The organism is Krasilnikovia sp. M28-CT-15, from assembly GCF_047159595.1.
Lineage (GTDB): Bacteria > Actinomycetota > Actinomycetes > Mycobacteriales > Micromonosporaceae > Actinoplanes.
The window spans coordinates 1,094,337-1,118,517 of the sequence record NZ_BAAGAK010000001.1 but is presented as its reverse complement, the minus strand read 5'-3'; the positions used below and the strand labels follow the sequence as shown (position 1 = coordinate 1,118,517).

Below are 24,181 nucleotides of genomic sequence, written 5' to 3'. Positions count from 1 at the left end.
GGCGCGATCACGACGCGGCTCCATAGATCGCGGCGGCCACCCCGAGCAGCAGCGCGCCGGTGAGCACCGCCACCGCGGCGCGGGGCAGGGCGGCCCGGTGCACGACGGCCAGCGCCGTCCCGAGCCGGGTCGTGGCGGTCCCGGTGCCCTCCACGGCCCCGTCGACCACCCGCTCATCGAAGCGGCGCAGGCCGCCCGCGAGGGCGCGGACGGGGCGTACCACCAGGCGGTCCTGGACCGTGTCGAGGAAGAAACCGTTCGCGAACAGCGGGCGCACCCGGCCCAGCGCGTCGGCAGGGTCGGCGCCGGGCACGGCCCGCCAGCGCCACCACGCGGCGCCCGCCCCGACGACCAGCAGGACCAGCGGCAGCGCGACGGCCGGGCCGACGTGGGGCCGTTCGAGCGCCAGGTTGTCCCGGAACCCGGGCAGGTAGACGGCGAGGCCGAGCAGTGCCGCGGGCACCGCCAGCAGCAGGACCGGCCAGCGCATCAGGGCGGGCGGGTCGTGTGGCCGGGGGAAGTCACGGTCGTAGCGGGCGTCGTCGAAGCCGACCTGCCAGTCGTCGTCACGGGCCCGGGCCGCGCCGAAGAACACGCGCAGCAGCAGGCGGGTGGCGTACCAGGCGGTCAGCGCGACCCCGGCCAGCGCCGCCAGCCAGACCGTCCAGCCGACCCAGGCGGGTGCGGGCCCGCCGCCCTGGGCGGCGTGCTGCGCGGCCGTCAGCACGGTCTCCTTGGACCAGAAGCCGGACAGCGGCGGCAGCCCGGCCAGCGCCCCCAGCCCGATCGCCATGGGCCAGAACGTGGCCGGCATCCCGGTGCGCAGCCCGCCCATCCGCGACATCGCGTTCGTGCCGACCGCGTGGATCACCGCGCCCGCGCCGAGGAACAGCAGCGCCTTGAACGCGGCGTGGGTGAGCAGGTGGAACAGCGCCGCGGACGGGGAGCCGACCGCCAGCGCCCCGGTCATGTACCCGATCTGGGACACCGTCGACCAGGCCAGCACCCGCTTGATGTCCTCCTGGGCGGTGGCGCACAGTGCGCCCAGCAGCAGCGTGACCGCGGCCATCACCCCCAGCACGGCCAGCGCCGCGGGGGACGCCGCGAACAGCGGGAACAGCCGGGCCACGACGTACACCCCGGCGGCCACCATCGTGGCGGCGTGGATGAGGGCCGAGATCGGGGTCGGACCGGCCATCGCGTCCGGCAACCAGGTGTGCAGCGGGAACTGGGCGCTCTTGCCCGCGACCCCGGCCAGGATCAGCAGCAGCGCGACCGTCAGGGTCCCCGGCGGGTAGTCCTGGGCCAGCACGTCCGCGAGCCGGAAACTGCCCGCGCCGACCCCCAGGACGGCGATGCCGAGCAGGAAACCGACGTCGCCCACCCGGGTCACCAGGAACGCCTTCACCGCCGCGCCCGGCGCCTCGGGCAGCCGCCGGTCATGACCGATCAGCAGGTACGAGCAGGCACCCATCACTTCCCAGCCGACCAGCAGCGGGATCAGGTCACCGGCGACCACCACCAGCAGCATCGCGCCCGTGAACAGGCTGACCTGCGCGGCGTACGGCGCGTAGCGGGGATCGTCGTGCAGATAGGAGACGGAGTACAGCTGGACCGCCAGCGCCACGACGGTTACCGCCACCGCGACGTACAGCGTCGCGGGGGCGACCGAGAACGTCAGCGTGACCGGCAGGTCCCCGAACGCGACCCAGCGCACGCCGGACTCGACCGGCCCGTCCACGCGGGCCAGCAGCAGCACCGTCGCCGCCAGCGCGGCGGCCGCCCCCAGCACGCCGAGGGCGGCGGCCAGCCACCGCCGGGCGCGGCCACCGTCGCCGGGCGCCAGCACGAGACCCACCAGACCGAGCAGCAGCGGTACGCCGGGCAGCGCCGGCATGAGGGCGTCGATGTTCACCCGGCCACGTTCTCCGTCCCCGCCGCATCCGGCCCGGCGCCCGCCGCCGTTCCGGAAACCGCCGCTGTCCCTGATCCCGCCGCTGTCCCTGATACCGCCGCTGTCCCTGATCCCGCCGCCCCGGACTCCGCAGCCGTCGTGGCAGCAACCCCGGCCGGCGACGCTGCCCCGGTGGTGGTCACATCTCCCGTCGCCTCGGATGCCGGGTCGAGCGTGACCTCGTCGACGGCGACGTTCGCGCGCATCCGGTAGAACTGCAGCACGATCGCGAGCCCCACGCCGACCTCGGCCGCGGCCAGCACGATCACGAACAGGGCGAACACCGCACCCGCGTGCGCCGCGCCGGTGCCGGGGGTTCCGGCCTGGCCACCGCCCGGCGCGGAGCGGATCGTGGCGTCCGCGGTCACGAAGACCAGGTTGACCGCGTTGAGCATCAGCTCGACCGCCATGAGCACGAGGATCGCGTTGCGCCGCCGCAGCACGCCGTAGACGCCGAGCCCGAACAGCAGGCCCGCCGTGACCATCGGGATGACCGCGTGCATCAGTGCGTCTCCGCCTGCTCGTCGCTGCGGGCGCCGAGGTCCGGCCGGGACAGCACGATCGCGCCGACCAGGGCGGCCAGCAGCAGGATCGACAGCACCTCGAACGGCAGCACCCAGCCGCCGAAGACCTGCTCCCCCATCCGCCCCGCGGTGCCGGTCTCGGGCTGCGGGAAGCCGACCCACCGGTACGCGTCCGCGAACAGGGCGGCCAGTCCCAGCCCGACCCCGCCGCCGACCAGCCCGGCCGCCCAGGCCGGGCGGTCGAGGTCGGGCGACGGGCCGATCGGGGCCCGGGTCAGCATCACCGCGAACAGCAGCAGGACCACCACCGCACCCACGTAGACCAGCACCTGCACCCAGGCCAGCAACTCGGCGCCGAGCACCAGGTACAGCCCGGCCAGCGCACCCAGGCTGACGACCAGGTAGAGACCGGAGCGGACCAGATGGGCGCTGGTCACTACGAGGGCGGCCGAACCGACCGCGATGACCCCGAGCGCGAGCAGGAGGGCGTCGGCAACCGTCACGTCCCGGGCTCCTGGCTCGGGCCGGGCTCCTGGCTCGGGCCGGGCTCCTGGCTCGGGCCGGGCTCCTGGCTCGGACGCGGTCGCTGAGCTGGGCCGCTGCCGGGGCCCGGTTCGGGCTCCTGATCGGGGGCGGGCGCCGCTGCGGGTGGGGCGGGGGTGGGCCGTACCGTTGCGGGCCGGGCGGTCTTGGCGGGTGTGGCCGCGCCCGGGCCTGCGGCCTTGCGCGCCGCGGTGGCCTCTTCTTTCGACGGCTCGCCGAGCGGGTCGTGCGCGGGCGGGGGCGGCACGGTCTGCATCCACTCGCCCAGGCGGTCCTTGTCGTGCAGCAGATCGCGCAGGTCGTATTCCGAGTACTCGAACTCGGGGGTCCAGTAGAGCGCGTCGAAGGGGCACGCCTCGATGCAGATCCCGCAGTACATGCAGAGGGAGAAGTCGATGTCGAAGCGGTCCAGCACGTTGCGCTGCCGGGGGCGGGCGGCACCCGGGACGACGACCTCCTCCTTGTGCGAGTCGATGTAGATGCACCAGTCGGGGCACTCGCGGGCGCACAGCATGCAGACCGTGCAGTTCTCTTCCAGCAGGGCGATCACGCCGCGGGAGCGGGGCGGCAGCTCCGGCTCGACGTCGGGGTACTGCTGTGTCGTGCTGCGCCGCGTCATCGTCTTGAACGTGACGGCGAGCCCGTTGAGCAGGCCCTTACCCGGCGCGCCCCGGTCCCGGTCGTCAGTCACAAACGCATATCCTGCCCGGTCGCCGGGCGCGACGCGAGCACACCCCCACCGCGATCTTCCGGTACGGTGCCAGCAGGGCGCGCGAGGTATCCCCGGAGGCCCCGATGACCACTGCACTGGGCGTCCGTCCGCCGTCCGGCGGCTGGACCACCGACGACCTCGAAACCCTGCCCGAAGACGGCCTGCGCCGCGAGTTGCTCGACGGAGTGCTCCTCGTGTCCCCCACCCCCACCACCGCACATCAGGTCATCGCGGCCCGCCTCATGGTCGCACTCGAGCAGACCTGCCCGCCGGATCTACAGGCGACACAGCGCGTCGAGGTCAGGATCAGCTCGCGTCAGTCCTTCATTCCGGACGTGCTCGTGACGACCGACGCCGCAGCACGCCGCAACCCACAGCATTTCCGACCTCACGAGGTCGTCCTGGCAGTCGAGATCGTGTCGCCGACATCGCAGAGCATGGACCGGATCACGAAACCGGCCCTCTATGCGGCGGCTGAGATCCCGTACTTCTGGTCGGTGGAGACGGACGATGGGATCGCGGTGCACACTATGAAGATCGATCCGCTCGCAGAGGTCTACCGGCCGTCCGGCACGTTCGGCGACATGATCGACGTGGCCGAACCCTGGGCCATCAAGATTCCGATCAGCGTTCTCACGCCTCGGCATCTCTGAGTACGTCTCCTCCCGTGTGCGCAACACGGTAGGCCGACCCCTGACAATCTCGTGAGCAAGGCCGCTCAGGAGTTTGTCGACGCCTCCACCCCTGCTGCACGCAGGATCCGGCGAATCTGCTCGCGGCTGTAACCGGTCACCTTCATGACGTCTATCTGGCGGGCGCCCGCCAGGGTCGCGGCAACGATGGCGTCCGCCAGTCCTTGCCGTGCGATCCGGACATCGTCGCGAGCGGCTGACAACGCTTGCTGTGCCTCGGCGATAGCGCCTTGCGCGTCCGCGTACGCCTGGGCGGCCGTCTCAAGGTCCTTCAGCACGCCGGTAGTCAAGCACCTGCGCAGGCGAGGCCACTGAAGAACCAACAGATGTGGCCTCGCACTCAGCCACGAAGAGGCCACATAAATGTATTGTATGTGGCATGGCTGAGTTGTCCGGGTTGGTGGTGACGTTCCGGGACGCCGACGAACCCCGTCCCCTCGCGGCCCGCTTCGTTGGTACAGCATTGTGGGATGGGCAGGGTTGGCGCCTTGCCGTCTCTGGAGAGGACCTCGCCGAGTATCGAACTTTCGACGCGGCGGCTGCCGCGGTCCGTCAGGCGACCGGCATCCGCCGCCTGCTGATCGTTTGGTTCGCGGCGGAAGGGGAGTGACCATCAGGGCTGCGCGACGTCGACGAGCCGGTGCGAGAGCCTATGTCAGCACCCTGACGGCCGCGGTCAGGACGAGCTGCGCGAGGGCGACCGGCACCAGGACCAGCCAGCACAGCCGCTGGAGCTGATCCTCGCGCAGGCGCGGGTAGGTCACCCGCAGCCAGATGATGACGAACGACACCGCGAACACCTTGACCAGCGTCCACAGCCAGCCGAGCTGATCCGCCCACGGGCCGTGCCAGCCGCCGAGGAACAGCACCGTGGTCAGGGCGGCGATGACGACGATGCCGACGTACTCGGCCAGCAGGAAGAACGCGAACCGCAGGCCGGTGTACTCGGTCAGGTAGCCGAAGACCAGCTCCGAGTCGGCGATCGGCATGTCGAAGGGGGGCCGCCGGATCTCGGCCAGGCCCGCCACGAAGAAGACCGCCGCGGCCGGGAACTGCCACACCAGCCACCACGGCTGCCACGCCGCCACGATCCCGGGCAGGCTCAGGGTGCCCGCGGCCATCGCGACGCTGGCCGCGGCCAGCACCAGGGGCAGCTCGTAGCCGAGCAGCTGGGCGGCGCCGCGCAGGCCGCCGAGCAGGCTGTACTTGTTCGCCGACGCCCACGCCGACATCAGCACCGCCACCACGCCGACGCCGAGCACGGCCAGCACGAAGAACAGGCCGATGTCCATGGCCTGCGCGACCAGACCGCCGGGCCCCAGCGGGATGGCCAGCAGGATCAGCAGGTACGGAAAGAGCGCGACGATCGGCGCCAGCTGGAACACCCGCCGGTCGGCGGCACGTGGCGCGATGTCCTCCTTCTGCACGAATTTCACGCCGTCGGCGATCAGCTGCGCCCAGCCGTGGAACGCGCCCGCGTACATCGGCCCGAGGCGACCCTGCATGTGCGCCATGACCTTGTGTTCGGCCTGGCCAACGACCAGCGGGAGGGTGAGGAAGCCGCCGACCACCGCGACGACGCGGACGGTCAGGTCGAGCCAGAGCGGCATCAGTCGGTCCCCTCGGACGGCGGTTTCTCACGCCGGGCGGGACGCTCCGCGGCGGCGCGGCGGGGTGGGGTCTCCGGCGAGGGCACCTGGCCCTTGAGCGGGCCCCACTCGTTCGGGTCGGGGACGCCGGGCGGGCGCATCGGGGCGCGTTTCGCCGAGCCGGACTCCGACTCCCCCGGCTCCTTGGCGCCCGGCCAGGCCTTGGCCACCCGGGACGCCAGCACGAACTCCTTGCGCAGCGGATGCCCCTCGAACCCGGGCGGCAGCAGCAGCGGCCGCAGGTCCGGGTGGCGGGCGAACGTGACGCCGAACATCTCGTACGTCTCCCGCTCGTGCCAGTCGGCGCCCGGGAACAGGTCCACCACCGACTCGATCACCGGCTCGTCGAGTGGTACGAGGGTGCGCAGCAGCAGACCGTGCTGGCGCTTGCTCGACCACAGGTGGGCCACCACCCGGAAGCCGTCCGCCAGCTCGTCGACCGCCGACAGCCAGTCGAAGAAGTCGCAGCCCAGCGCGGCCGGGTCGCGGGCGACGGAGACCGCGGCCCACCACCGGGCGACGGGGACGTCCACCACGGCCCGCTCGTGCCCGGGTCCGCCCCCGGACACGCTCGCAGCGACCGGACCGGCGTCGGCGTGCTGCTCGTCCGTCAGCAGCGCGACCAGGCGCTCACCGACCTCCTCGGGCGTCATGGCCTTGATCCTATGGGCACCAGCCCGCCGGATCGCTACTGCAGGCCCGGCAGGCGGCCGTTGCGGAACACGTCGACGAAGTCCTGGTGGTCCTCGCGGGCCTGGTCGCCATACCGGTGGGCGAATTCGACCAGGTGCCGCACGAAGCCGGCCTCATCCTTGTCGACCGCGGCCACGATGGTCTCCTCGGTGGAGAAGTCGACCAGGTCGTGGCTGGACTCGTCGTCCGCGACCGAGTGCATGCGGGCGACCGCGCGGCCCAGGTCGGCGACGACGTCGGTCAGCTCCTCGGGCTCGTTGACGTCGGACCAGTCCAGGTCGGCCGCGTACGGGGACACCTCGGCGACCAGCTGCCCGACCCCGTTCAGCTCGGTGAAGCCCAGCCACGGGTCGGCGTGTGCCTGCAACGCCCGCTGCGACTCGGCGGTGCGGTGACCCTGGTGACGGAAGTACCCGCGGACCCGCTCGTCGTCGATCCACCGCGCGACCGCGGGCACCTGGGCCTGCTTCATGTAGATGACGACGTCGTTCTCCAGCGCCTGGGTGTGCCCCTCCAGCAGCAGGTTGTACGAGGGAAGCCCGGCCGAGCCGATGCCCACGCCCTTGCGCAGCACCACATCCTTGATGTTGGTGGCCACGGAGCGGTGCTCCGGCAGCGTGGTCAGGTACGCGTCGAACGCGGTGCAGACCGTGGTCCGGGTCTCCGTGTCGATCTCGTACACGCCGTCGCCGAGGGAGAAGCGGCGCTCGTAGTCGTCGATCGTGGTCTGCCCGGCCAGCAGCTCCACCCGGGTGTTGAGGCGGGCCTGCTGAAGCACCCGGCGCAGCACGCCGGTGGCGTTCTCCAGAGTGATCGAGCCGATCGCGTCGTCGCCGCCGGCCGCGATGGCCCGCAGCTCGAGCAGGTACGCCCGCGCGAACGTGGTGACCAGCTCGGAGATCGCCGCGTCGGAGAGGGCCTTGGAGTACCCGATGAGGGCCACGCTGGCGCTGAACCGTTTGAGGTCCCAGCTGAACGGCCCGACGTACGCCTCGTCGAAGTCGTTGACGTTGAAGACCAGCTGGCCGGACGAGTTCATGTACGTGCCGAAGTTCTCCGCGTGCAGGTCGCCGTGGATCCACACCCGGCTGGTGCGCTCGTCGAGGAAACTGTCGTCGGCGTAGTCGCCGGTCAGGTCGGCGTAGAACAGCGACGCGCTGCCCCGGTAGAACGCGAACGGCGAGGCCGCCATCTTCCGGAACTTGCGCCGGAACGCGGCCGGATCGAGCGCCATCAGCTCGCCGAATTCGCGGGTCAGGACGTCGATGATGAAATCGGCTCGCGTGGTCATGAAACGCAGGCTAACCGCCCGTGGCCACCGGTGGGGTGACCATCGGGGCAGTGAGCGAGGCAGCGTCGCGGCGCAGCGGGTCCGGCCGGGGCACCCCGCCCGGCCCGGACTGCTCTGCGGCGATCTTCTCCTGCAACCGCAGGATGCCGTGCAGCAGCGCCTCGGGCCGCGGCGGGCAGCCGGGCACGTACACGTCGACCGGGATGAGCTGGTCGACGCCCTTGGTCACCGAGTACGAGTCCCAGTACGGGCCACCGCAGTTGGAGCAGGAGCCGAACGAGATCACGTACTTGGGCTCGGGCATCTGGTCGTACAGCCGCTTGATCGCCGGGGCCATCTTGTCGGTGACCGTGCCGGAGACGACCATCAGGTCGGCCTGGCGGGGGCCGTGCGCGAACGGGATCACCCCGAGCCGGATGAAGTCGTGGCGGCCCATGCTGGTCGCGATGAACTCGATCGCACAGCAGGCGAGCCCGAAGTTGAACACCCACAGCGAGTAGCGGCGGCCCCAGTTCAGGACGAACCTGATGGGCTCACCGAGGACTCCTGGCAGACCGGCCACGCCGTCAACCTACCCCGGCGCCCCGGGCGCGCCGCAGCAAGGCCACCGCAAACCCGGGGTGACACCTGGTCGGCCGGTCGGACCAGGGCACACCGGCCGAAGGTGCGGCCGCGCCGGCCGTACGTCGGAAGTGGGACGGCGCCGAGTGTCGCTGCGAATGCAGTGCCCTGTTCAAAAGGCGGGCCTACGCTTCGGCAGATGAAGGCTCCCATCGCCGCCGGGGTCGCCGCGGCCCATCCGGCGACCGCGGAAGCCGGGCTGCAGATCCTGCGGGCCGGCGGGACCGCGGCCGACGCCGCGGTCGCCGCGGTGCTGGCGACCTGCGTCGCCGAGACCATCTACACCGGACTGGGCGGCGGCGGTTTCGCCACGTACTACGACGCCTTCACCGGTACGGCCACCTGCCTGGACTTCTTCGTCGCGGTGCCCGGCACGGACGGCGACGTCGAGCCGGACGCGATGGTGGCGGTCGACGTGTTCTTCGGCGGCGTGCCCCAGGTGTACGCGATCGGCGGCGCGAGTGTGGCCGTGCCCGGGGTGCCCGCCGGGTGCGGTGAGCTGCACCGCCGGTGGGGACGGCTGCCCTGGACCGAGCTGGTGGCGCCCGCGCTGGACCTGGCCCGTACCGGGGTGATCCTGCCGGCGGCGCAGGCCCGCACGCTGGCGTCCTGCGCGCCCGCGCTGGCGTACGGCGAGGGCGGCGCGGTGTACGCCCCGAACGGCCAGCTCATGCAGGGTGGCGAGCTGCTGTTCCACCCCGGCCTGACGACCACCCTGGAAGGGCTGGCCGCGGAGGGGCCGTCGGTGTTCTACACCGGGGCGTTCTCCAAGATTCTGGTGGACGCGGTCCGCGCCGACGGCGGCAACCTCGGCCCCGCCGACCTGGCCTCCTACCAGGTGTACGAGACGCCGGTGGACCACGCGTACCTGGCCGGGCACCGGGTGCACGCCCGGCACGACCTCAACCGTGCGGTCGACACCATCGCCGCCCTGCCGCCCGACGTCGCCGAGCTGAGCCGCCCGGAGCGGGCCGTCGCGGTGGCGACCGCCCTGCGCGACCGCGGCCGCCAGCGGGTCGGCGACACCACGAACGTGGCCGTGGTCGACGCCGCGGGCAACGCCTGCGTGGTCACCACGACGCTCGGGCTGGGCGCGGCGGTGTGGCTGCCGGGCCTGGGCGTCAACATGAACTCGATGCTCGGCGAGGGGGAGCTGCTCACCCCGGACCTGGCCCCCGGCCTGCGGATGAAGTCCAACCTGTGCCCGATGGTGGTCACCGACGCCGAGGACCGGCTGACGGTCGCACTGGGCTCGGCGGGGGCCTCCCGGATCCGTACGGCGTTGCTCGACACGCTGCTCGGGGTGCTCGTCGACGGGCTGGATCTGCAGCAGGCGGTCGCCCGGCCGCGGTTCCACGTGGTCGGCGACACGGTGCACGCGGAGGTCGGGTACCCGGAGGTGGAGCTGGCCGCGCTGGCCGACGCCGGGTGGATGATCAACCGGTGGCCGGACATCGACCACTACTTCGGCGGCGTGACCGGAGTGGGGCCGGGCGGCGCGGCGGGCGACCCCCGGCGCGGCGGCGCGGGCCTGCACCTCTGATCGCTACGCCGTCGCATCACCGCACCGTGTCGGGGTGCCAGGCGGCCCGGGCCATGTCGACGCGCTGGCCCCGCAGCGGTACCCCCTCGGCCAGCAACAGCTGGCGCGCTTCCTGCTCGTGCCCGGGCGGTAGCCGCCCACCGCCGGTGACCACCCGATGCCATGGCACCCCGCCGCCGTGCCGGGCCATGATCGAGCCGACCTGGCGGGCCGAGTTGCGGCCGGAGCGGTCCGCGAGCGCGTCGGCGACCGCCCCGTACGACATGACCCGGCCCTCGGGGATGCGCTCGACCAGCGCCAGCACCTCTTCGACGTACTCCTGCGGTGTCACCGCCGCCACGATATGGGATCCGGGATCGGCCCGGTACGTCACTCCGCGCAGAATGGTCGGGTGCGGGAAGTGGTGACCGGCGCGCGCCGGATCGTGGTGAAGGTGGGCTCGTCCTCGCTGACCACGGCGGCGGGCGGGATCGACCAGCAGCGCGTCGACGCCCTGGTCGACGTGCTGGGCAAGCTGGCCACGGACGGCCGGGAGGTGGTGCTGGTGTCCAGCGGCGCCATCGCCGCCGGGCTGGCCCCGCTCAACCTGCCGAAGCGCCCGCGTGACCTGGCCACCCAGCAGGCCGCCGCCAGCGTCGGCCAGGGCCTGCTGATCGGGCGGTACGCGGCCGGTTTCGCCCGGCACGGCCGTACGGTCGGGCAGGTGCTGTTGACGGTCGACGACGTGACCCGCCGGGCGCACTACCGCAACGCGTACCGGACGCTGCGCAAGCTGCTCGACCTCGGTGCGGTGCCGATCGTCAACGAGAACGACACCGTGGCCACCGAGGAGATCCGCTTCGGCGACAACGACCGGCTGGCCGCCCTGGTGGCCGCGCTGGTGCACGCCGACCTGCTGGTGCTGCTCTCCGACGTGGACGGGCTGTACACCGGCGACCCGGCCGACCCCGCCTCGCGGCGCGTCGAGGTGGTCCGGGACTCCTCGGACCTGGAGGCGGTGGCGATCGGCCGGGCCGGGCGCGCCGGGCTGGGCACCGGCGGCATGGTCACCAAGGTGGAGGCGGCCCGCATCGCCACCGGGTTCGGCATTCCGGTGGTGCTCACCGCCGCCCCGCTGGCCGGTCCCGCGCTGGAGGGCGCGGAGATCGGCACGTTGTTCGAGGCGGCCGCCCAGCGCCCCACGGCCCGGCTGTTCTGGCTGGCCCACGCCACCGCCCCGCGTGGGCGGCTGCATCTCGACGCGGGCGCGGTCGCGGCGGTCGTGGCCCGGCGAAAGTCGTTGCTGCCCGCCGGGATCACCGCGGTGGACGGCTCGTTCTCCGCCGGTGACCCGGTGGATCTGGTGGCCGCGGACTCCGGCGTACCGATCGCGCGGGGTCTGGTCAACTACGACGCCGTCGAGCTGCCCGCGCTGCTCGGCCGGACCACCACGGAGCTGGCGGCCGCCCTCGGTCCCGAGTACGAACGAGAGGTCGTCCACCGCGACGACCTCGTCCTTCTCTAGGAGTGACGATGAGTGTCCTGCAGCAGGCGGCCGACGCGCGCGCCGCCTCGATCGAGCTGGCCGCTGCCACCCGCGCCGAGAAGGACGAGGCGCTGCTGCTGATGGCGGAGTTGCTGGCGCAGCGCGCGGACGAGGTCGTCGCCGCGAACGCGGCGGACGTCGACCGGGCCCGCACGGGCGGGTCCACCACGGCGATGATCGACCGGCTGACCCTGACCACGGCACGGGTGGCCGCGATGGCGGACGGGCTGCGCCAGCTGGCGGCGCTGCCCGACCCGGTCGGCGACGTGGTGCGCGGTTCCACGCTGGCCAACGGGCTGGAGCTGCGCCAGGTGCGGGTGCCGTTCGGGGTGGTCGGCATCATCTACGAGGGACGGCCCAACGTCACCGCGGATGCGGCCGGGATCTGCCTCAAGTCGGGCAATGCGGCCCTGCTGCGGGGCTCGTCGTCCGCGTACAGCTCGAACGCGGCGATCGTGGCGGTGCTGCGCGAGGCGGTCACGGAGGCGGGGCTGCCCGCGGACACCGTCCAGCTGCTCGACGCCAGCACCCGCGACTCGGTCAAGGAGCTGATGCGCGCCCGCGGCCTGGTGGACGTGCTGATCCCGCGCGGTGGGGCCTCGCTGATCAAGGCGGTGGTGGAGGAGTCGACCGTACCGGTGATCGAGACCGGGGTGGGCAACTGCCACGTGTACGTGGACTCCGACGCCGACCTGGAGAAGGCGCTGGCGGTGGTGATGAACTCCAAGACGCAGCGGCTGTCCACCTGCAACACCGCCGAGTCGTTGCTGGTGCACGCGGAGATCGCGGACTCGTTCCTGCCGCTGGTGCTGGAGGAGCTGGCGGCCGCCGGGGTGACCGTGCACGGCGACCCCCGGGTGGCCGCGTACAGCGACGACGTGGTGCCCGCGAACGCCGAGGACTGGGGCACGGAGTACCTCTCCGCGGACATTTCGGCGGCGGTGGTGGACTCGCTGGAGGACGCCCTGGATCACATCCGCCGCTTCGGCACCGGCCACACCGAGGCCATCGTCAGCGAGTCCGTGACCGCGACCCGGCGCTTCGCGGCGCGGGTGGACGCCGCCGCGGTGATGGTCAACGCGTCGACCCGCTTCACCGACGGCGGCGAGTTCGGCTTCGGCGCCGAGATCGGCATCAGTACGCAGAAGCTGCACGCCCGTGGCCCCATGGGCCTGCCCGAGCTGACCAGCACCAAGTACATCGTCACCGGCAACGGCCACACCCGCTGAGCCGGTTCGTGATTGCTGACGATGTGGGGGATCGGTGGAGGTTCCGTGGAGCTGTGCCCACGCGGCGAGCGTCGAGGGCGAGTCACGGTCATGATCATCTGATGGGATCGCTCGAGGATCATGAAGTGCTGGCGTCGCGCAAGCGACGGTGGGCAACGGTGGGGCTGCTGGTTGCCGTGTCCCTGACCTGGGAGATGGTCGCCGTGACCCACCTGTTCGGCATCTGGGTGTGGAGCCACCTCGGGCACTGGACCCGCGGCGCGTACGGGCTGGCGTGGCTGGTTGCCGCCACCGTCACGGCGTTGGTCGCGGTACGGCTCGGTCGCACCCGCCGGTTCGTCGGCGCCGGAATGGTGGTCGCCCTGAGCGCCGTGAGCGCGCTGACGATCGCGCAGATCGACTGGACCCGCCCCTTTGCGTACGGCTACTACCGGATCCACCGTTCCGACTTCCTGGCAGTAGCCGCACTTGCCCGCACCGGCCAGCTCGACCCCACTGGTCACCCCGCTGCCGAGCTACAGCACCTGGCGGTCAATGGGGACCCCTTCACCCTCGGCTCCCACGCCGTGTTCGTACCCACCTGGACCGGGCCGGCCGGCGGCCCGACCGGCTACGCCTACGGCCTGCCGGCCGACGCGGACATGGATTGCCGGAGCCGGTGGAATGTGCGGTGCTGGACGTTGGGCGATGGCTGGTCCTGGATGGAAATCGTCGCCATTCCCCAGACGGCCCCATGACCGATCGTGCTGACCCAAGGACCGGCGACGCCGGCACCCGAAGGGCGGCATGGTCGAGTGCCGGGCAGGGGCACGGCCGCCGCGATCAGTGCTCCGTCGCCGGGAATCCGGCGGTGAGCGCGCCAGCGGTCGGCACCCGCTCCGCCGAGGGCGCGTCTGCGGCTCCGCGCAGGCTGCGGCCGGTGACCGTCGCGACGAGGCGCCGGGGTAGCAGCCGGCTCACCAACGGGACCCAGGCGTTCTCGGGGCCGGGCGTGACCACCGGCCGGTTGCGTTCGACCGCCCGCAGGGTGCGTGCCACCACGTACCCGACCGGGCGGGGGCGCCCGACGCGGACCTCGGGGGTGCCGACCACCCCGAGGAACCCGGTGTCGACCGGCCCGGGGCAGACCGCGGTGACCCGCACCCCCGCGCGCCGGTACTCCTGCCAGAGCGCCTGACTGAACGAGAGCACGAAGGCCTTCGCGGCGCCGTACACCGCCATGTACGGCGTCGGCTGGAAGGCGGCGATCGAGGCGACGTTGACGATCGCCCCGCGGCGCCGCTCGACCATGCCCGGCAGGTACGCCGTGGTCAGATCCACCAGCGCGGAGACGTCGAGGGCCACCTCGGTGTGCACCCGGTCGGCGGGCACCTCGTGGAATTTGCCCGCGCTGGCGAAGCCGGCGTTGTTGATCAGGGCGTCCACGGTCAGTCCATGCTGGTCTGTCGCGGCCCGCACGGCGGCGGCGGCCCCCGGCGCGGTCAGGTCCTGAACAACCACTTCGATGCGTACGCCGTGCGCCGCCCGCAGCCGCCGGGCGGTGTGGTGCAGCACGTCGGCGCTGCGGGCGGCCAGCACGAGATCGGCGCCCCGGGCGGCGAGCGCCTCGGCGAATCCCGCCCCGATGCCCGACGACGCACCGGTGATCATGACCGTCTGACCTCGCCAGTTCATCAGTCCTCCAGATCGTCAGTGACACTGACGGTCAGTCTTGCAGACTGATGCCGGAGCTGACAAGCCGTCCCGTACAGTCGGCACATGACCAGCCCCACCGACCAGCTCGCGTCCCGCACCGGGTACGTGCTGATCAAGCTGGGCGAGGAGGCCCTCGCCGCGGCGGAGCGGGCGCTGGCGCCCCTGGGACTGCGCGCCAAGCACGTGAACGTCCTGACGCTGATCGAGACGCACCGGCTGTCCCAGCAGCAGCTGAGCACCGGCATCGGGCTGGATCGCACGACGATGGTCGGCCTGGTCGACGACCTGGAGGCGGGCGGATACGCCACCCGCGAACGCGACCCGGACGACCGGCGCCGCTACGTCGTCAGCCCGACCACGGCCGGGATCGCCGCGCTACGGGCGGCCGAGAAGGTGCTCGACGAGGTCGAGGCCGCGGTGTTTGCCGGACTGAGCACGGCGGAGCGCCGAACCCTGCACCAGCTGGCAACACGCGCCCTGGAATCAACCCGGCAGCCACGCTGACCCGCTCTACCCCCCTCGGCGGCCGGCCTCGCTCGGCTGGACCCAGTCGACTGGACCCGACCGGCGGTCCTTGGTCGACGGTGACGGTCCAGGCCGGAGTGCGGATCAGAGCGCGCCCGCGCCGACCCGGGGCAGCACGGCGCGCAGGGCCGTGAGGGTCGTGTTGACGTCGAAGATCGGGCCCTCGGCGCTGTCCCAGCCGCCGTCGGTGCGCTGCGTCTCGCCGAGCCGCTTGTAGGCCGCCCGCAGCAGCCAGTCGTCGCCGAGATTCACCCGGCGCACCGCGGCGGCCATCGACGCGAGGTCGGCCGGCGCCATGCCGTCCAGCCGCTCGGCCAGCACGAGCTGCATCCGTGCCGACTCGTAGAAGTGCTGCTGCTCGTGCAGCAGCACCGCGGCATGCCAGCCCGCCGCCAGGAACGACGGCCAGGTCCCGTCCGGACGCACGTGCGCGACCACGTACGCGGCGGCGGCCTGCAGGGCGGCCGCATACCGAGCGGGCCACTCGTGGCGTGGGTACGCCTCCACGGCGGCGACCGTCAGCCAGAACCCCGCGACCGAGGTCTGATACAAGGTGGCCTCGGGGTCGCCCGGCGCCGCCCAGGCCGGAGCCTCCGCGGCCAGCGCCTCGTCCTCCTGCCAGGTGCCGTCGGGGTGCTGCACCCCGACCAGCCAGGCCAGCGCGCGCTCCACCGCCGGGACGCGCAGGCCGCCCAGGTCGTCCAGCTCGCCGAGGCGGAAGCACGTGGCGTCCACCGACGGCAGTGGACCGTCCCCCGTGGCGGGCCAGCCTCCCTCGGGCGTCTGCCCGGCGGTGATGCGCTCGATCACCTCGTCCGCGGGGACCGCCCCGGTGCGCAGGAAGGAGAGCCGCGCGCGTTCCACGGGGTCACCGTGCGCGACGACGTATCCGATGGCGGCATCGATGTCGACCACGACCGTGACGCTACCGGGCGCCGCGCATGACCGCTGCCCCGCATCGGCCACTGTCTCAGTCCGATCGGACACCCGGCCTCGGGTGTCCGATCAGGATGGGCCTGATCAGTACGACGGCAGTGACGGGTCGACCGTGTTGATCCAGGAGACGATGCCGCCCTGGACGTGCACCGCGTCGCCGAAGCCGGCGGCCTTCAGCGCCGCCAGCGCCTCCGCCGAGCGGACCCCGGACTTGCAGTGCAGCACGATCTGCCGGTCCTGCGGGAACTTCGACAGCGCCTCGCCGGAGAGGATGTCCCCCTTCGGGATCAGGGTCGCGCCCTTGATGTTGACGATCTCGTACTCGGCGGGCTCGCGGACGTCGACCAGGAAGATGTCCTTGCCGGAGTCCTGCCACTCCTTCAGCTCGCGGGCCGTGATGGTCGCGTTCTCGGTGGCCGCCGCCGCCTCGTCGGAGACCGCGCCGCAGAAGTCCTCGTAGTCCTCCAGCAGGTCGGTCACGGTCGGGTTCTCACCGCAGAGCACGCAGTTCGGGTCCTTCCGGACCTTGATCTTGCGATACTCCATCTCCAGGGCGTCATACACCATCAGGCGACCGACCAGCGGCTCCCCGATGCCGGTGAGCAGCTTGATGGCCTCGTTGACCTGGATCGAGCCGATCGAGGCGCAGAGCACCCCGAGCACCCCGCCCTCGGCGCAGCTGGGCACCATGCCGGGCGGCGGCGGCTCCGGGTAGAGGCAGCGGTAGCACGGGCCGTGCTCGGCCCAGAAGACGGACGCCTGGCCGTCGAAGCGGTAGATCGACCCCCACACGTACGGCTTGCCGAGCAGCACCGCCGCGTCGTTGACCATGTACCGGGTGGCGAAGTTGTCCGTGCCGTCGACGATCAGGTCGTACTGGCTGAAGATCTCCCGGACGTTGTCGCGGTCCAGCGCGGTGTTGTGGATGACCACGTCGATCAGCGGGTTGATCTCGCGGATGCTGGCCGCGGCCGACTCGGCCTTGGGCCGGCCCACGTCCGAGACGCCGTGGATGATCTGGCGCTGAAGGTTGGACTCGTCGACGGTGTCGAAGTCGATGATGCCCAGCGTGCCGACGCCCGCCGCGGCCAGGTACAGCAGCGCGGGCGAGCCGAGGCCACCGGCGCCCACGCAGAGCACCTTGGCGTTCTTGAGCCGCTTCTGCCCGTCCATCCCGACGTCCGGGATGATCAGGTGACGCGAGTAACGGCGGATCTCGTCGACGGTCAGCTCGGCGGCAGGCTCGACGAGCGGGGGCAGCGACACGGTTTACTCCCCGGGTTCGGCGGTAAGGTGCGGCCCCCATTGTTGCGCGCCCGGGCGCCGACCGGGCATGACCAGGAACACCCGGTCCGACATGCGGGACGGGGAATATCAGACGACCGGTGGTCCCGTGTACCGCTTGCCGTCGCGGTACGGCCAGCCGTACGCGGTGCAGCCGTCCAGGCTGTAGGTCTGGGTCAGCATGACCGGCGCAGGTTTGCCCTTGCCGGGGCATTTCTCGTGGCCGTGGCCGAGCTGGTGGCCGATCTCGTGATTGAGCACGTACGCCCGGTACACCTCCACTGGCGCGTCGTAGTGCGGCACCGCCTTGCGCCAGCGCTCGGAGTTGATCACCACCTGGCCCGGCAGCCGGCACGAACTGAAGCCGTTGGTCTCCAGCCCGCCCCGCGCACACATCTCCTCCGAGGTGTCCGGCGACGCCAGGTAGATCGTGAACTCTGCGGGTGACCCGTTCGGCGCCCGCTGGAAGCGGACCTTCCCACCGGCCACCCAGCTGCGCGGGTCGCCCAGGATGTCGTCCACCTCGGCCGCGAAGGCGCTGGCGTCGGGCCCGGAGTCGACGTACTCCCCGTCGCCCTGGGCCATGTACTTCTCCACCGCCACGTGGAAGGTGCGCATCGTGCCCTTCGTACCCAGCACCGGGCCGTACCCGGTGGCGTACTTGAAGCTGCCCGACGGCACGCTCCCGCTCGGCGCCTGCTGCGCCTCGTCCGGCGGCGGCACGGCGCCCGCCCCGCTGGTCGGGGCGGTGGTCTGGGCCGGTGCCGTAGTGGCCGGTGCGGTGGTGGCCGGTGTCGTCGTGGCCGGTGCCGCAGAATTCACCGTCGGCGCGGGAGCGGCCCCGGCCGCCGGCCCGGTCCCGCCCGGCTGTTCCTGCGGCGTGATCGGGGCGGCCGAGGGCGTGTGGCCGACGGTGCGGCGCGCGGCCAGCGGGTCCCGCCGGACGAGCCAGATGATCCCGGCGATCAGCACACCGACGGTGAGCAGCGCCAGCAGCGCGGCCCAGAGCCGCCGCCGTTTTCCCGGTGTGGGTGCGGTCTGCGGCGCGCCCTGGTCCGGCGGGGCACCCGCCACCCCGGGCAGGAGGATCGGCCCCGCGTCCGACGGGGCGCCGGGCGGCGCGGTCGCCAGACCCCCGGCCGCTGCGGAGGGGAGGGCCACCTCGACCGGGCCGTGGCCGGGCGGGGCGATCTCGGAATCGGGCGGGGCCGACGCGTGTCCGACCGCCGTAGCGGCAGCACCGGCCGCGGCGAGGTGCCCGGCTGTCGCGGCCTCCCGCTGGCCTTTGGTCACCTCGACCGTGTCCGCATCCGCCGGGGCCGGTTCGTGGGCTTCCGCCGCGCCCAGCGTCGCCGCAGCGGCGGCTTGCGTGGCGGGGCGGAGAGTGTCCGCTGCGGGTTCCTCGGGCTCGGTCCCTTCGGCGGGCACGCCGGTGTCGCGCGTCCCGGCACCGGTCCGCTCCGCCGCCACTTCGGCGGCCTCCACGGTGTCCTGCGGGTGCACGTCGGTCGACGCGCCCGCCTCGGCGTCCCGGGTCCGCTTCTGCGCCTCCACCGTCGCCGCGGCGCCCGACACCTGATCCTCGGCCCGCTCGGCGCCCGGCGCCTCGGCCTCCCCGGTCGTCGCAACGCCCCGCGTCTGCTCCTCGGCCTCCACCGTCGCCGCAGCACCCGGCGCCAGTTCCTCGGCCGTCTCAGCGCCCGGCTCCTCGGCCGTCTCGGCGCCCAGTTCCTCGGCCACCTCGGTCGACGCGGCGCCCCGCGCCTGCTCCTCGGCCTCCACCGTCGCCGCAGCACCCGGCGCCAGATCCCCGGCCCGTGCGGTCGCCTGCTCCTCGGCCGTCGCGGCGGTGTCGGGCGGCGGTGTCTCCGCGGTCATCGGCTCGGCCGGTGCCGGTCCCACCACGATCGGCGGCCAGAACGCCCGCCGGGCGTCCGCCAGACCGGCGATGTCGGGCAGGTCCCAGCTCGGCTCGCCCGTGACCACGTCACCGGGCGCCGTGTCCACGTCGGCCTCCGGGCCGTCCGGCCACAGGCTCGCGGGCTGGGATTCCTCGGTTCGGTTCACCGTACCGATGAGCATGTCCACCCAGGCGGCCACGTCGTTCTCGGCGGCCGTCTGCGCCTCGCGCACGTCGTGGACTTCGTGGACCTCATGGACCTCCGCCGGGTGCGGACGGTGCGCGGTGGTCCGGTCCGTCATCGCGGCCCGGTTCACGGCCTCCTGGGTCCGATGCAGCGCGGCTGCCAGCTCCGGGGTCAGCGGGCCCACGCCGGTCGCGCCCGGTCGCTGGCCCAGCGCCCCGGGTGCCGTGGCGCGGGCCGCCGCGGCGGCCGTCGGGCGGCGTCGCGCCGCGGCCCGGGCCGCGATGACGTTCCGCTGCGCGTCGAGGTCGTCGGTCGCGCCCCGGCGCCGCGCCCCGGTCGGTGCCGGGCCGATGTCCGGCGCCCCGGCGGCGCCGCCCCGACGTGACCGGCCGCGCCCCTTGCGGGGCTCGTCCGGACCATCGCCGGACAGGGCACTCCAGGCGGCACCGTTACCCGAGTCCAAGGGCATGCGGCGGCGGCGCGATCGGGACGTGAGCGGCTTGCCTCCCTCGCCACGGGTCGGCTCGTCCGGTTCGTCGGGCGCCGCCGCATCCCACTCCCCGGGCTCCGGGTCACCCCGCGGATGCTCCGCGGTCGCCACGTCGGACGGGAATCCGGTGCCCGATCTGCGACGGCGCGGCCGTGCGGCCTCCTGCGCGTACGGGCTCGCGGCGCTCGGTCCGGGCGGGCCGCCGGGACCCGGCGGCGCGTCGCCCCCGGCCGACAGGGCAACGCCGCTGCGACGGCGCCGGCTGGATTCGCCGTCGGTGAGACGGCGGCGCCGGGGGCGGGGCTCGGTCACCCACGCGAGGGCGTCCTCGACGGGGTTCTCGACGCGTTTGTGGCGGGCCACGGCGTCGGCTGATGCGCCGTCCGCCGGGGTGCGTCGCCGCCGTGGCCGGCTTGCCGGTGCCTCCTCGGGCACCTCGGCGGTCACCGACTCCCGGGGGCTGGGACCGCTGGCGGCGATCGCGCGCGCCGAGTGCTCCGAGACGGCCCGCTCAGGCGCGCCGTCCTCAACCGCCCGCAACGCGGCCGGCGGGTCGGCCGCGGGATTCACGGAACCTTTTGTCGCCTTTGCCATAGCAAGTGCCAGAGTGCCATGCACGCACCCCGGGTCACCGGCGTTTCGCGAGGAAGCTTCAGATCCTGCGCTCCCTCCAGCGCACCCCCGCCGTGCCTCCGGTGTGGATTACCCGATCCGGGCGCGGGTGTCGCTGAGCATGCCGACGATGCCGCGGGCCACCAGCCGGGGCACCTCCATCTGCGCCACGTGTCCCACGCGGGGCAGGATGAGCAGCCGCGCGTCCGGGACCAGGCGAGCGACCTGGCCGGGCACCCTGGGGTCGATCAGCCGGTCGTCGAGCCCGCCGATCACCAGGGTCGGCGCGGTGATCCGGGCGGCCAGCCGCCACAGCGAGTTGTCCCCCGGCAGGTACGCCCGCACGAAGCTCGAGACCAGCCCGCGCAGCGCACCCAGGTACGCCTTCGGGTAGTGCGCGACCGTGTACCGCAGCCGAATCTCCTCCATGGCCTCGGCCCGGCGCTGCGGGCTCACCCGGGCAGCGTCACCGAAGCAGGCCGCGAGGACCTGATCGGCCATCTCGTCGACCGTCATCCGCGCCATGCCCCAGGCGAACAGCCGTTCGGCACGGGGCAGTGCCAGCAGCGGTAGCACCGGCCCCTGCGCGGTACGCCGTGGGTCGAGGAACGGCATGGCCGGGGAGATCAGGGTGAGCGTCCGGACCAGGTCGGGCCGCAGCGCGGCCACGAGCACGGAGATGGCGCCGCCGAGGGAGTTGCCGACCAGATGCACCGGGCCGCGCCCGCAGTGGTCCAGGTATCCGGTCAGCCGGTCGGCGAAGGCGGGCAGGGAGTACCGGCGGCTCGGATCGCTGTAGCCGAATCCCGGCAGGTCCACCGCCTGCCCGGCGAGGTGCCCGGAGAGCAGGCCCGCGACGTCGGTGAAGTTCTGCGAGGACCCACCGAGCCCGTGCACGTACACCGCGGGCTGGGCGTCCGGCGTGGTGGCCGGGGTGTCGCGGACCTGCAGCATCGCCCCGCCGATGGTGACGCGGCGGGCGGGCCACGGCGGCGGCACACCGTCGTCGGGAAGGGCGGTGTCGGGTGCGAGGACCGCGCCCTTCATCAGGAGAGCAGGGCTTCGAGGCGACGGTTGACCGCCGCCAGGGTGGCGCGAACCATGGCGTGCCGGTCGTCGCCCGCGACCACCGCGGATCCGGCGATCTGTTCCACCCAGCCGCCGTAGGACAGCAGGAGCACGACGACGGCCACCTGCATCGGCCCGAACGGTACGGCCGCCGCATGCTCGACGAAGCACCGGGCGGGCCCGTCGGCATGCTCGGACGCCGACAGCAGCTCGTCGACCGCCCGCGCGGTGGCCATCGCACACAGGCGCAGCAGGTACCCGTCGACCGCGGGTCCGGTGGCCTCCCCGGCGGCGATCCGGCTGCCCACGGCCAGTCGCACCTCGACCGTGGCCTCCGCACCGAACGTGCTGACCTGCACGTTTTCGATGACGACGCGCGGGCCCGGGCGGTCCCCGATGTCGAGGGGGCGCGCGGGCGCGCCGTTCACGCCCGTGGCGAGGGGCTCCACCGCGGCGAACGCGGCACGTTCCAGCGCCTGCGTGGCTCCGGCCGCGGGCGGGGACCCGGCCGTGCGCAGGGGCGTCGCGGGCGGCCCAGGGGGTGCGGAGAACGACCCGGGCGGCGGGTACGGGGGCGCGGACAGCGGCGTGGCCTGGCCGGGCGCGGACCCGGCGATCGGAGCGTCGACCGGCCCGGCGGGCTGCGACAGCCGCCGCGGCTCACGCAGGCCCGAGGCCGCCGGGCCGCCCCGCGAATCCAGCCCACCTGGCGCCGACGGACTACCCGGAGATTCCATCCCACCGGGACCGGACGGGCTGCCGGGTAATTCCAAGCCACCGGGACCGGACGGGCCGCCGAGTGATTCCAAGCCACCGGACGGGCTGCCGAGCGATTCCAATCCACCGGGACCGGACGGGCTGCCGAGAGACCCACCGGGACCGGACAGGCCCCCGAGAGATTCCAACCGACCGGGACCGGACCGATCGCCGCCGGGGCTCGAGAGGCCGCCGAGCGAATCGGCACCGGTGGGCGCCGACGATGGGCCGAGCGGACCCGGCCCGGCAGCCGCTGACGGAACGCCCAGGTTGTCGCGCCCGGCGGGCGTCGGCTGGCTGGGCACGAACGGCACGGCCGGCGGCGCGGAGGCCGGTGCGCCCGGCGGCGCCACCTCGCCGCCCTGCATGGCCGCGTCCAGGCCCATCCGGTCCTGTAGCAGCCGGGCGACCTGGCGGCTCACCTCGGCGGGGTCGGCGCCGTCGGCCAGGTCGAGGCGCAGGCTGTGCGCGCCCGCGGGCGTCGTGCGCAGGGACGCGTCGCGGACCCCGGCCACCTCACGTACGGCGGCCAGGATCGCCTGGACGTCGAAGCCCTCCTGGCGGTCCTGTGCGGTCAGCACGTCACCGCGACGCAGGTGTGTCGCGATCCGGGCCAGCGCGGGCGTCTCGGCCGAGGGCTCCACGGACGGCGGCTCCGGGACGGTGGGCACGTCCGGCTCCGCCGGTACGCGCTGGGGCAGCGCTCCCGACAGCGGCTCCTCCAGGCCCGCGCCGAGGTCACCGGCGGACCGGTCGGTGTAGCCGGGGTACGCCGACGGCGCGGCGTACCCGCCGGCGGACGGGGCGGCTTCCGGCGGGGTGCCCGGCTCGTACTGCGCCAGGCCCGGCAGGCCCGCGTCGTACGGCGGCCGGGGCGCGCCCTGGTCGTCGGTGGGGTAGGCCCGCCCGGCGGGGTTGCCGGGTTCCCGTGCGTGCCGGGCCGACTCGGCGGTGCTCCAGTCGACGCGGCGCCCGCCCGGGGTCGCCGGGCGTACCGCGGGGAAGATCGCCCGGGTGGTGCTCTCGGCCGAGCGCTGGGCGAACAGGTCGGCGAACCGCGATCGGCCCTCGGACCAGGTCGGCACCCTCGGCTCGGGGCCGGTGGGCTGCGGGGCCCGCGTGTCGGCACCGCCGCCCGCGTCACCCTGCGGCCGGATCTCACCGGAACCACCGGCATCCCGGTACGCGGCGATCTCACCGGAGCCGGCGTCGCCGAACGAGGTGATCTCCCCGGAGCCCGCCTCACCGAACGGGGCGATCTCCCCGGAGCCGTGGTCGTCGCCGTACGGACCGGAACCGTTCAGGCCGAACGGCCGAGGCCCGCCGGACCCGTTGGGGTAGGGCCGGATCTCACCCGACGTGCCGGCGTCGCCGAACGGGTGGACATCGCCGGAGCCACCCGGCTCGCCGTACGACACGGGGTCGGAAACCGGGAAATCCCCGGACGAGTGACCCGGTGGCAGCGGCGCCCGGCTGGCCGGGAACGCCCGCTGCGCGAACGGCCGGGTGAACGGGCGCCGCCAGGCCGGTACGTCGTCCTCGGGGTCGCGCGTGGCGGGCCAGGCGCCGTCTGAGGTCGCCCAGCCGTTCAGCCGGGTACGGTCGCGCGCGTCGGCGCCGGGGCCGCCCACCGCGGCTCCGGTGTCACCGGATTGTCCTGTCTCGTCCACCGCGCGCTCCTCGCTCGCCCCGCCTGAGGCTACCGTGTGGTGGCATTGGCGATAAGTTGCAGCGTCGCGACAATTGCCCTTC

Annotated in this window: 22 protein-coding genes and 1 pseudogene; 7 read left to right on the top strand and 16 right to left on the bottom strand. The window is 73.4% G+C overall.

Going from position 1 to position 24,181, the window contains the following annotated elements:
* Positions 1–7: 7 nt before the first annotated feature.
* The 4 genes and pseudogenes from ACMCNO_RS05310 to ACMCNO_RS05295 all read right to left on the bottom strand — a co-directional run bounded on the left by ACMCNO_RS05310 (position 8) and on the right by ACMCNO_RS05295 (position 3,712).
* Positions 8–1,897 (bottom strand): NADH-quinone oxidoreductase subunit L, encoded by a 1,890-nt coding sequence (locus tag ACMCNO_RS05310; RefSeq protein ID WP_412753621.1) that lies wholly within the window; start codon positions 1,895–1,897, stop codon positions 8–10.
* Between the two features lie 155 nt (positions 1,898–2,052).
* Positions 2,053–2,457, bottom strand: a pseudogene (gene nuoK / locus ACMCNO_RS05305) (NADH-quinone oxidoreductase subunit NuoK); the annotation flags it as partial.
* Positions 2,457–2,981: an NADH-quinone oxidoreductase subunit J gene (locus tag ACMCNO_RS05300; protein WP_412748303.1), complete on the bottom strand. Its 525-nt coding sequence runs from the start codon at positions 2,979–2,981 to the stop codon at positions 2,457–2,459. The pseudogene nuoK and the gene ACMCNO_RS05300, both read right to left, overlap by 1 nt.
* The gene (locus ACMCNO_RS05295) at positions 2,978–3,712 is read right to left on the bottom strand and encodes a 4Fe-4S binding protein (protein ID WP_412748302.1); all 735 of its coding nucleotides are present in this window, start codon (positions 3,710–3,712) and stop codon (positions 2,978–2,980) included. The genes ACMCNO_RS05300 and ACMCNO_RS05295 overlap by 4 nt, the downstream gene beginning before the upstream one ends.
* A 104-nt stretch (positions 3,713–3,816) precedes the next feature.
* On the opposite strand from ACMCNO_RS05295, the gene ACMCNO_RS05290 reads away from it, so the two are divergent.
* Positions 3,817–4,386 carry a Uma2 family endonuclease gene (locus ACMCNO_RS05290; RefSeq protein ID WP_412748301.1) on the top strand — a complete coding sequence of 190 codons (570 nt, stop codon included), beginning with the start codon at positions 3,817–3,819 and terminating at the stop codon, positions 4,384–4,386.
* 65 nt (positions 4,387–4,451) lie between these two features.
* On the opposite strand, the gene ACMCNO_RS05285 is transcribed toward ACMCNO_RS05290, so the two are convergent.
* Positions 4,452–4,703: a hypothetical protein gene (locus ACMCNO_RS05285; protein ID WP_412748300.1), complete on the bottom strand. Its 252-nt coding sequence runs from the start codon at positions 4,701–4,703 to the stop codon at positions 4,452–4,454.
* A gap of 101 nt (positions 4,704–4,804) precedes the next feature.
* Here ACMCNO_RS05285 and ACMCNO_RS05280 point away from each other — a divergent pair, with 101 nt between their 5' ends.
* Complete coding sequence (locus ACMCNO_RS05280) at positions 4,805–5,035, top strand: hypothetical protein (protein WP_412748299.1); 231 nt, start codon at positions 4,805–4,807, stop codon at positions 5,033–5,035.
* A gap of 40 nt (positions 5,036–5,075) precedes the next feature.
* Here ACMCNO_RS05280 and ACMCNO_RS05275 read toward each other — a convergent pair whose 3' ends face one another.
* The 4 genes from ACMCNO_RS05275 to ACMCNO_RS05260 are packed head-to-tail and all read right to left on the bottom strand — an operon-like array spanning position 5,076 to position 8,620.
* Positions 5,076–6,035 carry a complex I subunit 1/NuoH family protein gene (locus ACMCNO_RS05275; protein WP_412748298.1) on the bottom strand — a complete coding sequence of 320 codons (960 nt, stop codon included), beginning with the start codon at positions 6,033–6,035 and terminating at the stop codon, positions 5,076–5,078.
* Entirely contained in the window at positions 6,035–6,727 is a 693-nt protein-coding gene (locus ACMCNO_RS05270) for an NADH-quinone oxidoreductase subunit C (protein WP_412748297.1), read from the bottom strand. Before ACMCNO_RS05270 ends, ACMCNO_RS05275 begins: the two co-directional genes overlap by 1 nt.
* Positions 6,728–6,762: 35 nt before the next feature.
* Positions 6,763–8,058: a DUF2252 domain-containing protein gene (locus ACMCNO_RS05265; RefSeq protein ID WP_412748296.1), complete on the bottom strand. Its 1,296-nt coding sequence runs from the start codon at positions 8,056–8,058 to the stop codon at positions 6,763–6,765.
* 10 nt (positions 8,059–8,068) lie between these two features.
* On the bottom strand, positions 8,069–8,620 hold the full coding sequence (locus ACMCNO_RS05260; protein WP_412748295.1) for an NADH-quinone oxidoreductase subunit B: 552 nt from the start codon (positions 8,618–8,620) through the stop codon (positions 8,069–8,071).
* 198 nt (positions 8,621–8,818) lie between these two features.
* Between ACMCNO_RS05260 and ACMCNO_RS05255 the strand changes: the two genes are divergently transcribed.
* Positions 8,819–10,222, top strand: coding sequence for a gamma-glutamyltransferase (locus ACMCNO_RS05255; RefSeq protein WP_412748294.1), 1,404 nt, complete (start codon positions 8,819–8,821; stop codon positions 10,220–10,222).
* Positions 10,223–10,238: 16 nt separating this feature from the next.
* Here ACMCNO_RS05255 and ACMCNO_RS05250 read toward each other — a convergent pair whose 3' ends face one another.
* Positions 10,239–10,553 (bottom strand): MGMT family protein, encoded by a 315-nt coding sequence (locus ACMCNO_RS05250; RefSeq protein ID WP_412748293.1) that lies wholly within the window; start codon positions 10,551–10,553, stop codon positions 10,239–10,241.
* Positions 10,554–10,613: 60 nt separating this feature from the next.
* Here ACMCNO_RS05250 and proB point away from each other — a divergent pair, with 60 nt between their 5' ends.
* From proB to ACMCNO_RS05235, 3 genes are all read left to right on the top strand, one after another.
* A complete protein-coding gene (proB, locus tag ACMCNO_RS05245; protein ID WP_412748292.1) occupies positions 10,614–11,726 on the top strand; it encodes a glutamate 5-kinase in 1,113 nt (370 codons plus the stop codon).
* An 8-nt stretch (positions 11,727–11,734) separates the two neighbouring features.
* On the top strand, positions 11,735–12,976 hold the full coding sequence (locus tag ACMCNO_RS05240; RefSeq protein WP_412748291.1) for a glutamate-5-semialdehyde dehydrogenase: 1,242 nt from the start codon (positions 11,735–11,737) through the stop codon (positions 12,974–12,976).
* 101 nt (positions 12,977–13,077) lie between these two features.
* Positions 13,078–13,713 carry a hypothetical protein gene (locus ACMCNO_RS05235; protein ID WP_412748290.1) on the top strand — a complete coding sequence of 212 codons (636 nt, stop codon included), beginning with the start codon at positions 13,078–13,080 and terminating at the stop codon, positions 13,711–13,713.
* Positions 13,714–13,798: 85 nt separating this feature from the next.
* On the opposite strand, the gene ACMCNO_RS05230 is transcribed toward ACMCNO_RS05235, so the two are convergent.
* The gene (locus ACMCNO_RS05230; RefSeq protein ID WP_412748289.1) at positions 13,799–14,650 is read right to left on the bottom strand and encodes an SDR family NAD(P)-dependent oxidoreductase; all 852 of its coding nucleotides are present in this window, start codon (positions 14,648–14,650) and stop codon (positions 13,799–13,801) included.
* An 84-nt stretch (positions 14,651–14,734) separates the two neighbouring features.
* Between ACMCNO_RS05230 and ACMCNO_RS05225 the strand changes: the two genes are divergently transcribed.
* Complete coding sequence (locus tag ACMCNO_RS05225; protein ID WP_412748288.1) at positions 14,735–15,175, top strand: MarR family winged helix-turn-helix transcriptional regulator; 441 nt, start codon at positions 14,735–14,737, stop codon at positions 15,173–15,175.
* Positions 15,176–15,280: 105 nt separating this feature from the next.
* Here the strand turns inward: ACMCNO_RS05225 and ACMCNO_RS05220 are convergent, their stop codons facing one another.
* From ACMCNO_RS05220 to ACMCNO_RS05200, 5 genes are all read right to left on the bottom strand, one after another.
* Positions 15,281–16,111, bottom strand: coding sequence for a squalene--hopene cyclase (locus ACMCNO_RS05220; RefSeq protein ID WP_412748287.1), 831 nt, complete (start codon positions 16,109–16,111; stop codon positions 15,281–15,283).
* Between the two features lie 105 nt (positions 16,112–16,216).
* Positions 16,217–17,398, bottom strand: a complete 1,182-nt coding sequence (gene moeZ, locus ACMCNO_RS05215; RefSeq protein ID WP_412748286.1) for an adenylyltransferase/sulfurtransferase MoeZ — start codon at positions 17,396–17,398, stop codon at positions 16,217–16,219.
* 108 nt (positions 17,399–17,506) lie between these two features.
* Positions 17,507–20,563: a DUF3152 domain-containing protein gene (locus tag ACMCNO_RS05210; RefSeq protein WP_412748285.1), complete on the bottom strand. Its 3,057-nt coding sequence runs from the start codon at positions 20,561–20,563 to the stop codon at positions 17,507–17,509.
* Positions 20,564–20,695: 132 nt separating this feature from the next.
* Positions 20,696–21,652, bottom strand: coding sequence for an alpha/beta fold hydrolase (locus tag ACMCNO_RS05205; RefSeq protein WP_412748284.1), 957 nt, complete (start codon positions 21,650–21,652; stop codon positions 20,696–20,698).
* Entirely contained in the window at positions 21,652–24,099 is a 2,448-nt protein-coding gene (locus ACMCNO_RS05200; protein ID WP_412748283.1) for a hypothetical protein, read from the bottom strand. The genes ACMCNO_RS05205 and ACMCNO_RS05200 overlap by 1 nt, the downstream gene beginning before the upstream one ends.
* Positions 24,100–24,181: the final 82 nt, after the last annotated feature.

Coding starts and splice junctions, on each gene's coding strand:
- ACMCNO_RS05265 (WP_412748296.1), bottom strand. CDS start 8,058: ATGACCACGCGAGCCGATTTCATCATCGACGTCCTGACCCGCGAATTC.
- ACMCNO_RS05280 (WP_412748299.1), top strand. CDS start 4,805: ATGGCTGAGTTGTCCGGGTTGGTGGTGACGTTCCGGGACGCCGACGAA.
- ACMCNO_RS05230 (WP_412748289.1), bottom strand. CDS start 14,650: ATGAACTGGCGAGGTCAGACGGTCATGATCACCGGTGCGTCGTCGGGC.
- ACMCNO_RS05235 (WP_412748290.1), top strand. CDS start 13,078: ATGGGATCGCTCGAGGATCATGAAGTGCTGGCGTCGCGCAAGCGACGG.
- ACMCNO_RS05275 (WP_412748298.1), bottom strand. CDS start 6,035: ATGCCGCTCTGGCTCGACCTGACCGTCCGCGTCGTCGCGGTGGTCGGC.
- ACMCNO_RS05290 (WP_412748301.1), top strand. CDS start 3,817: ATGACCACTGCACTGGGCGTCCGTCCGCCGTCCGGCGGCTGGACCACC.
- ACMCNO_RS05255 (WP_412748294.1), top strand. CDS start 8,819: ATGAAGGCTCCCATCGCCGCCGGGGTCGCCGCGGCCCATCCGGCGACC.
- ACMCNO_RS05225 (WP_412748288.1), top strand. CDS start 14,735: ATGACCAGCCCCACCGACCAGCTCGCGTCCCGCACCGGGTACGTGCTG.
- ACMCNO_RS05205 (WP_412748284.1), bottom strand. CDS start 21,652: ATGAAGGGCGCGGTCCTCGCACCCGACACCGCCCTTCCCGACGACGGT.
- ACMCNO_RS05240 (WP_412748291.1), top strand. CDS start 11,735: ATGAGTGTCCTGCAGCAGGCGGCCGACGCGCGCGCCGCCTCGATCGAG.
- ACMCNO_RS05310 (WP_412753621.1), bottom strand. CDS start 1,897: ATGCCGGCGCTGCCCGGCGTACCGCTGCTGCTCGGTCTGGTGGGTCTC.
- ACMCNO_RS05270 (WP_412748297.1), bottom strand. CDS start 6,727: ATGACGCCCGAGGAGGTCGGTGAGCGCCTGGTCGCGCTGCTGACGGAC.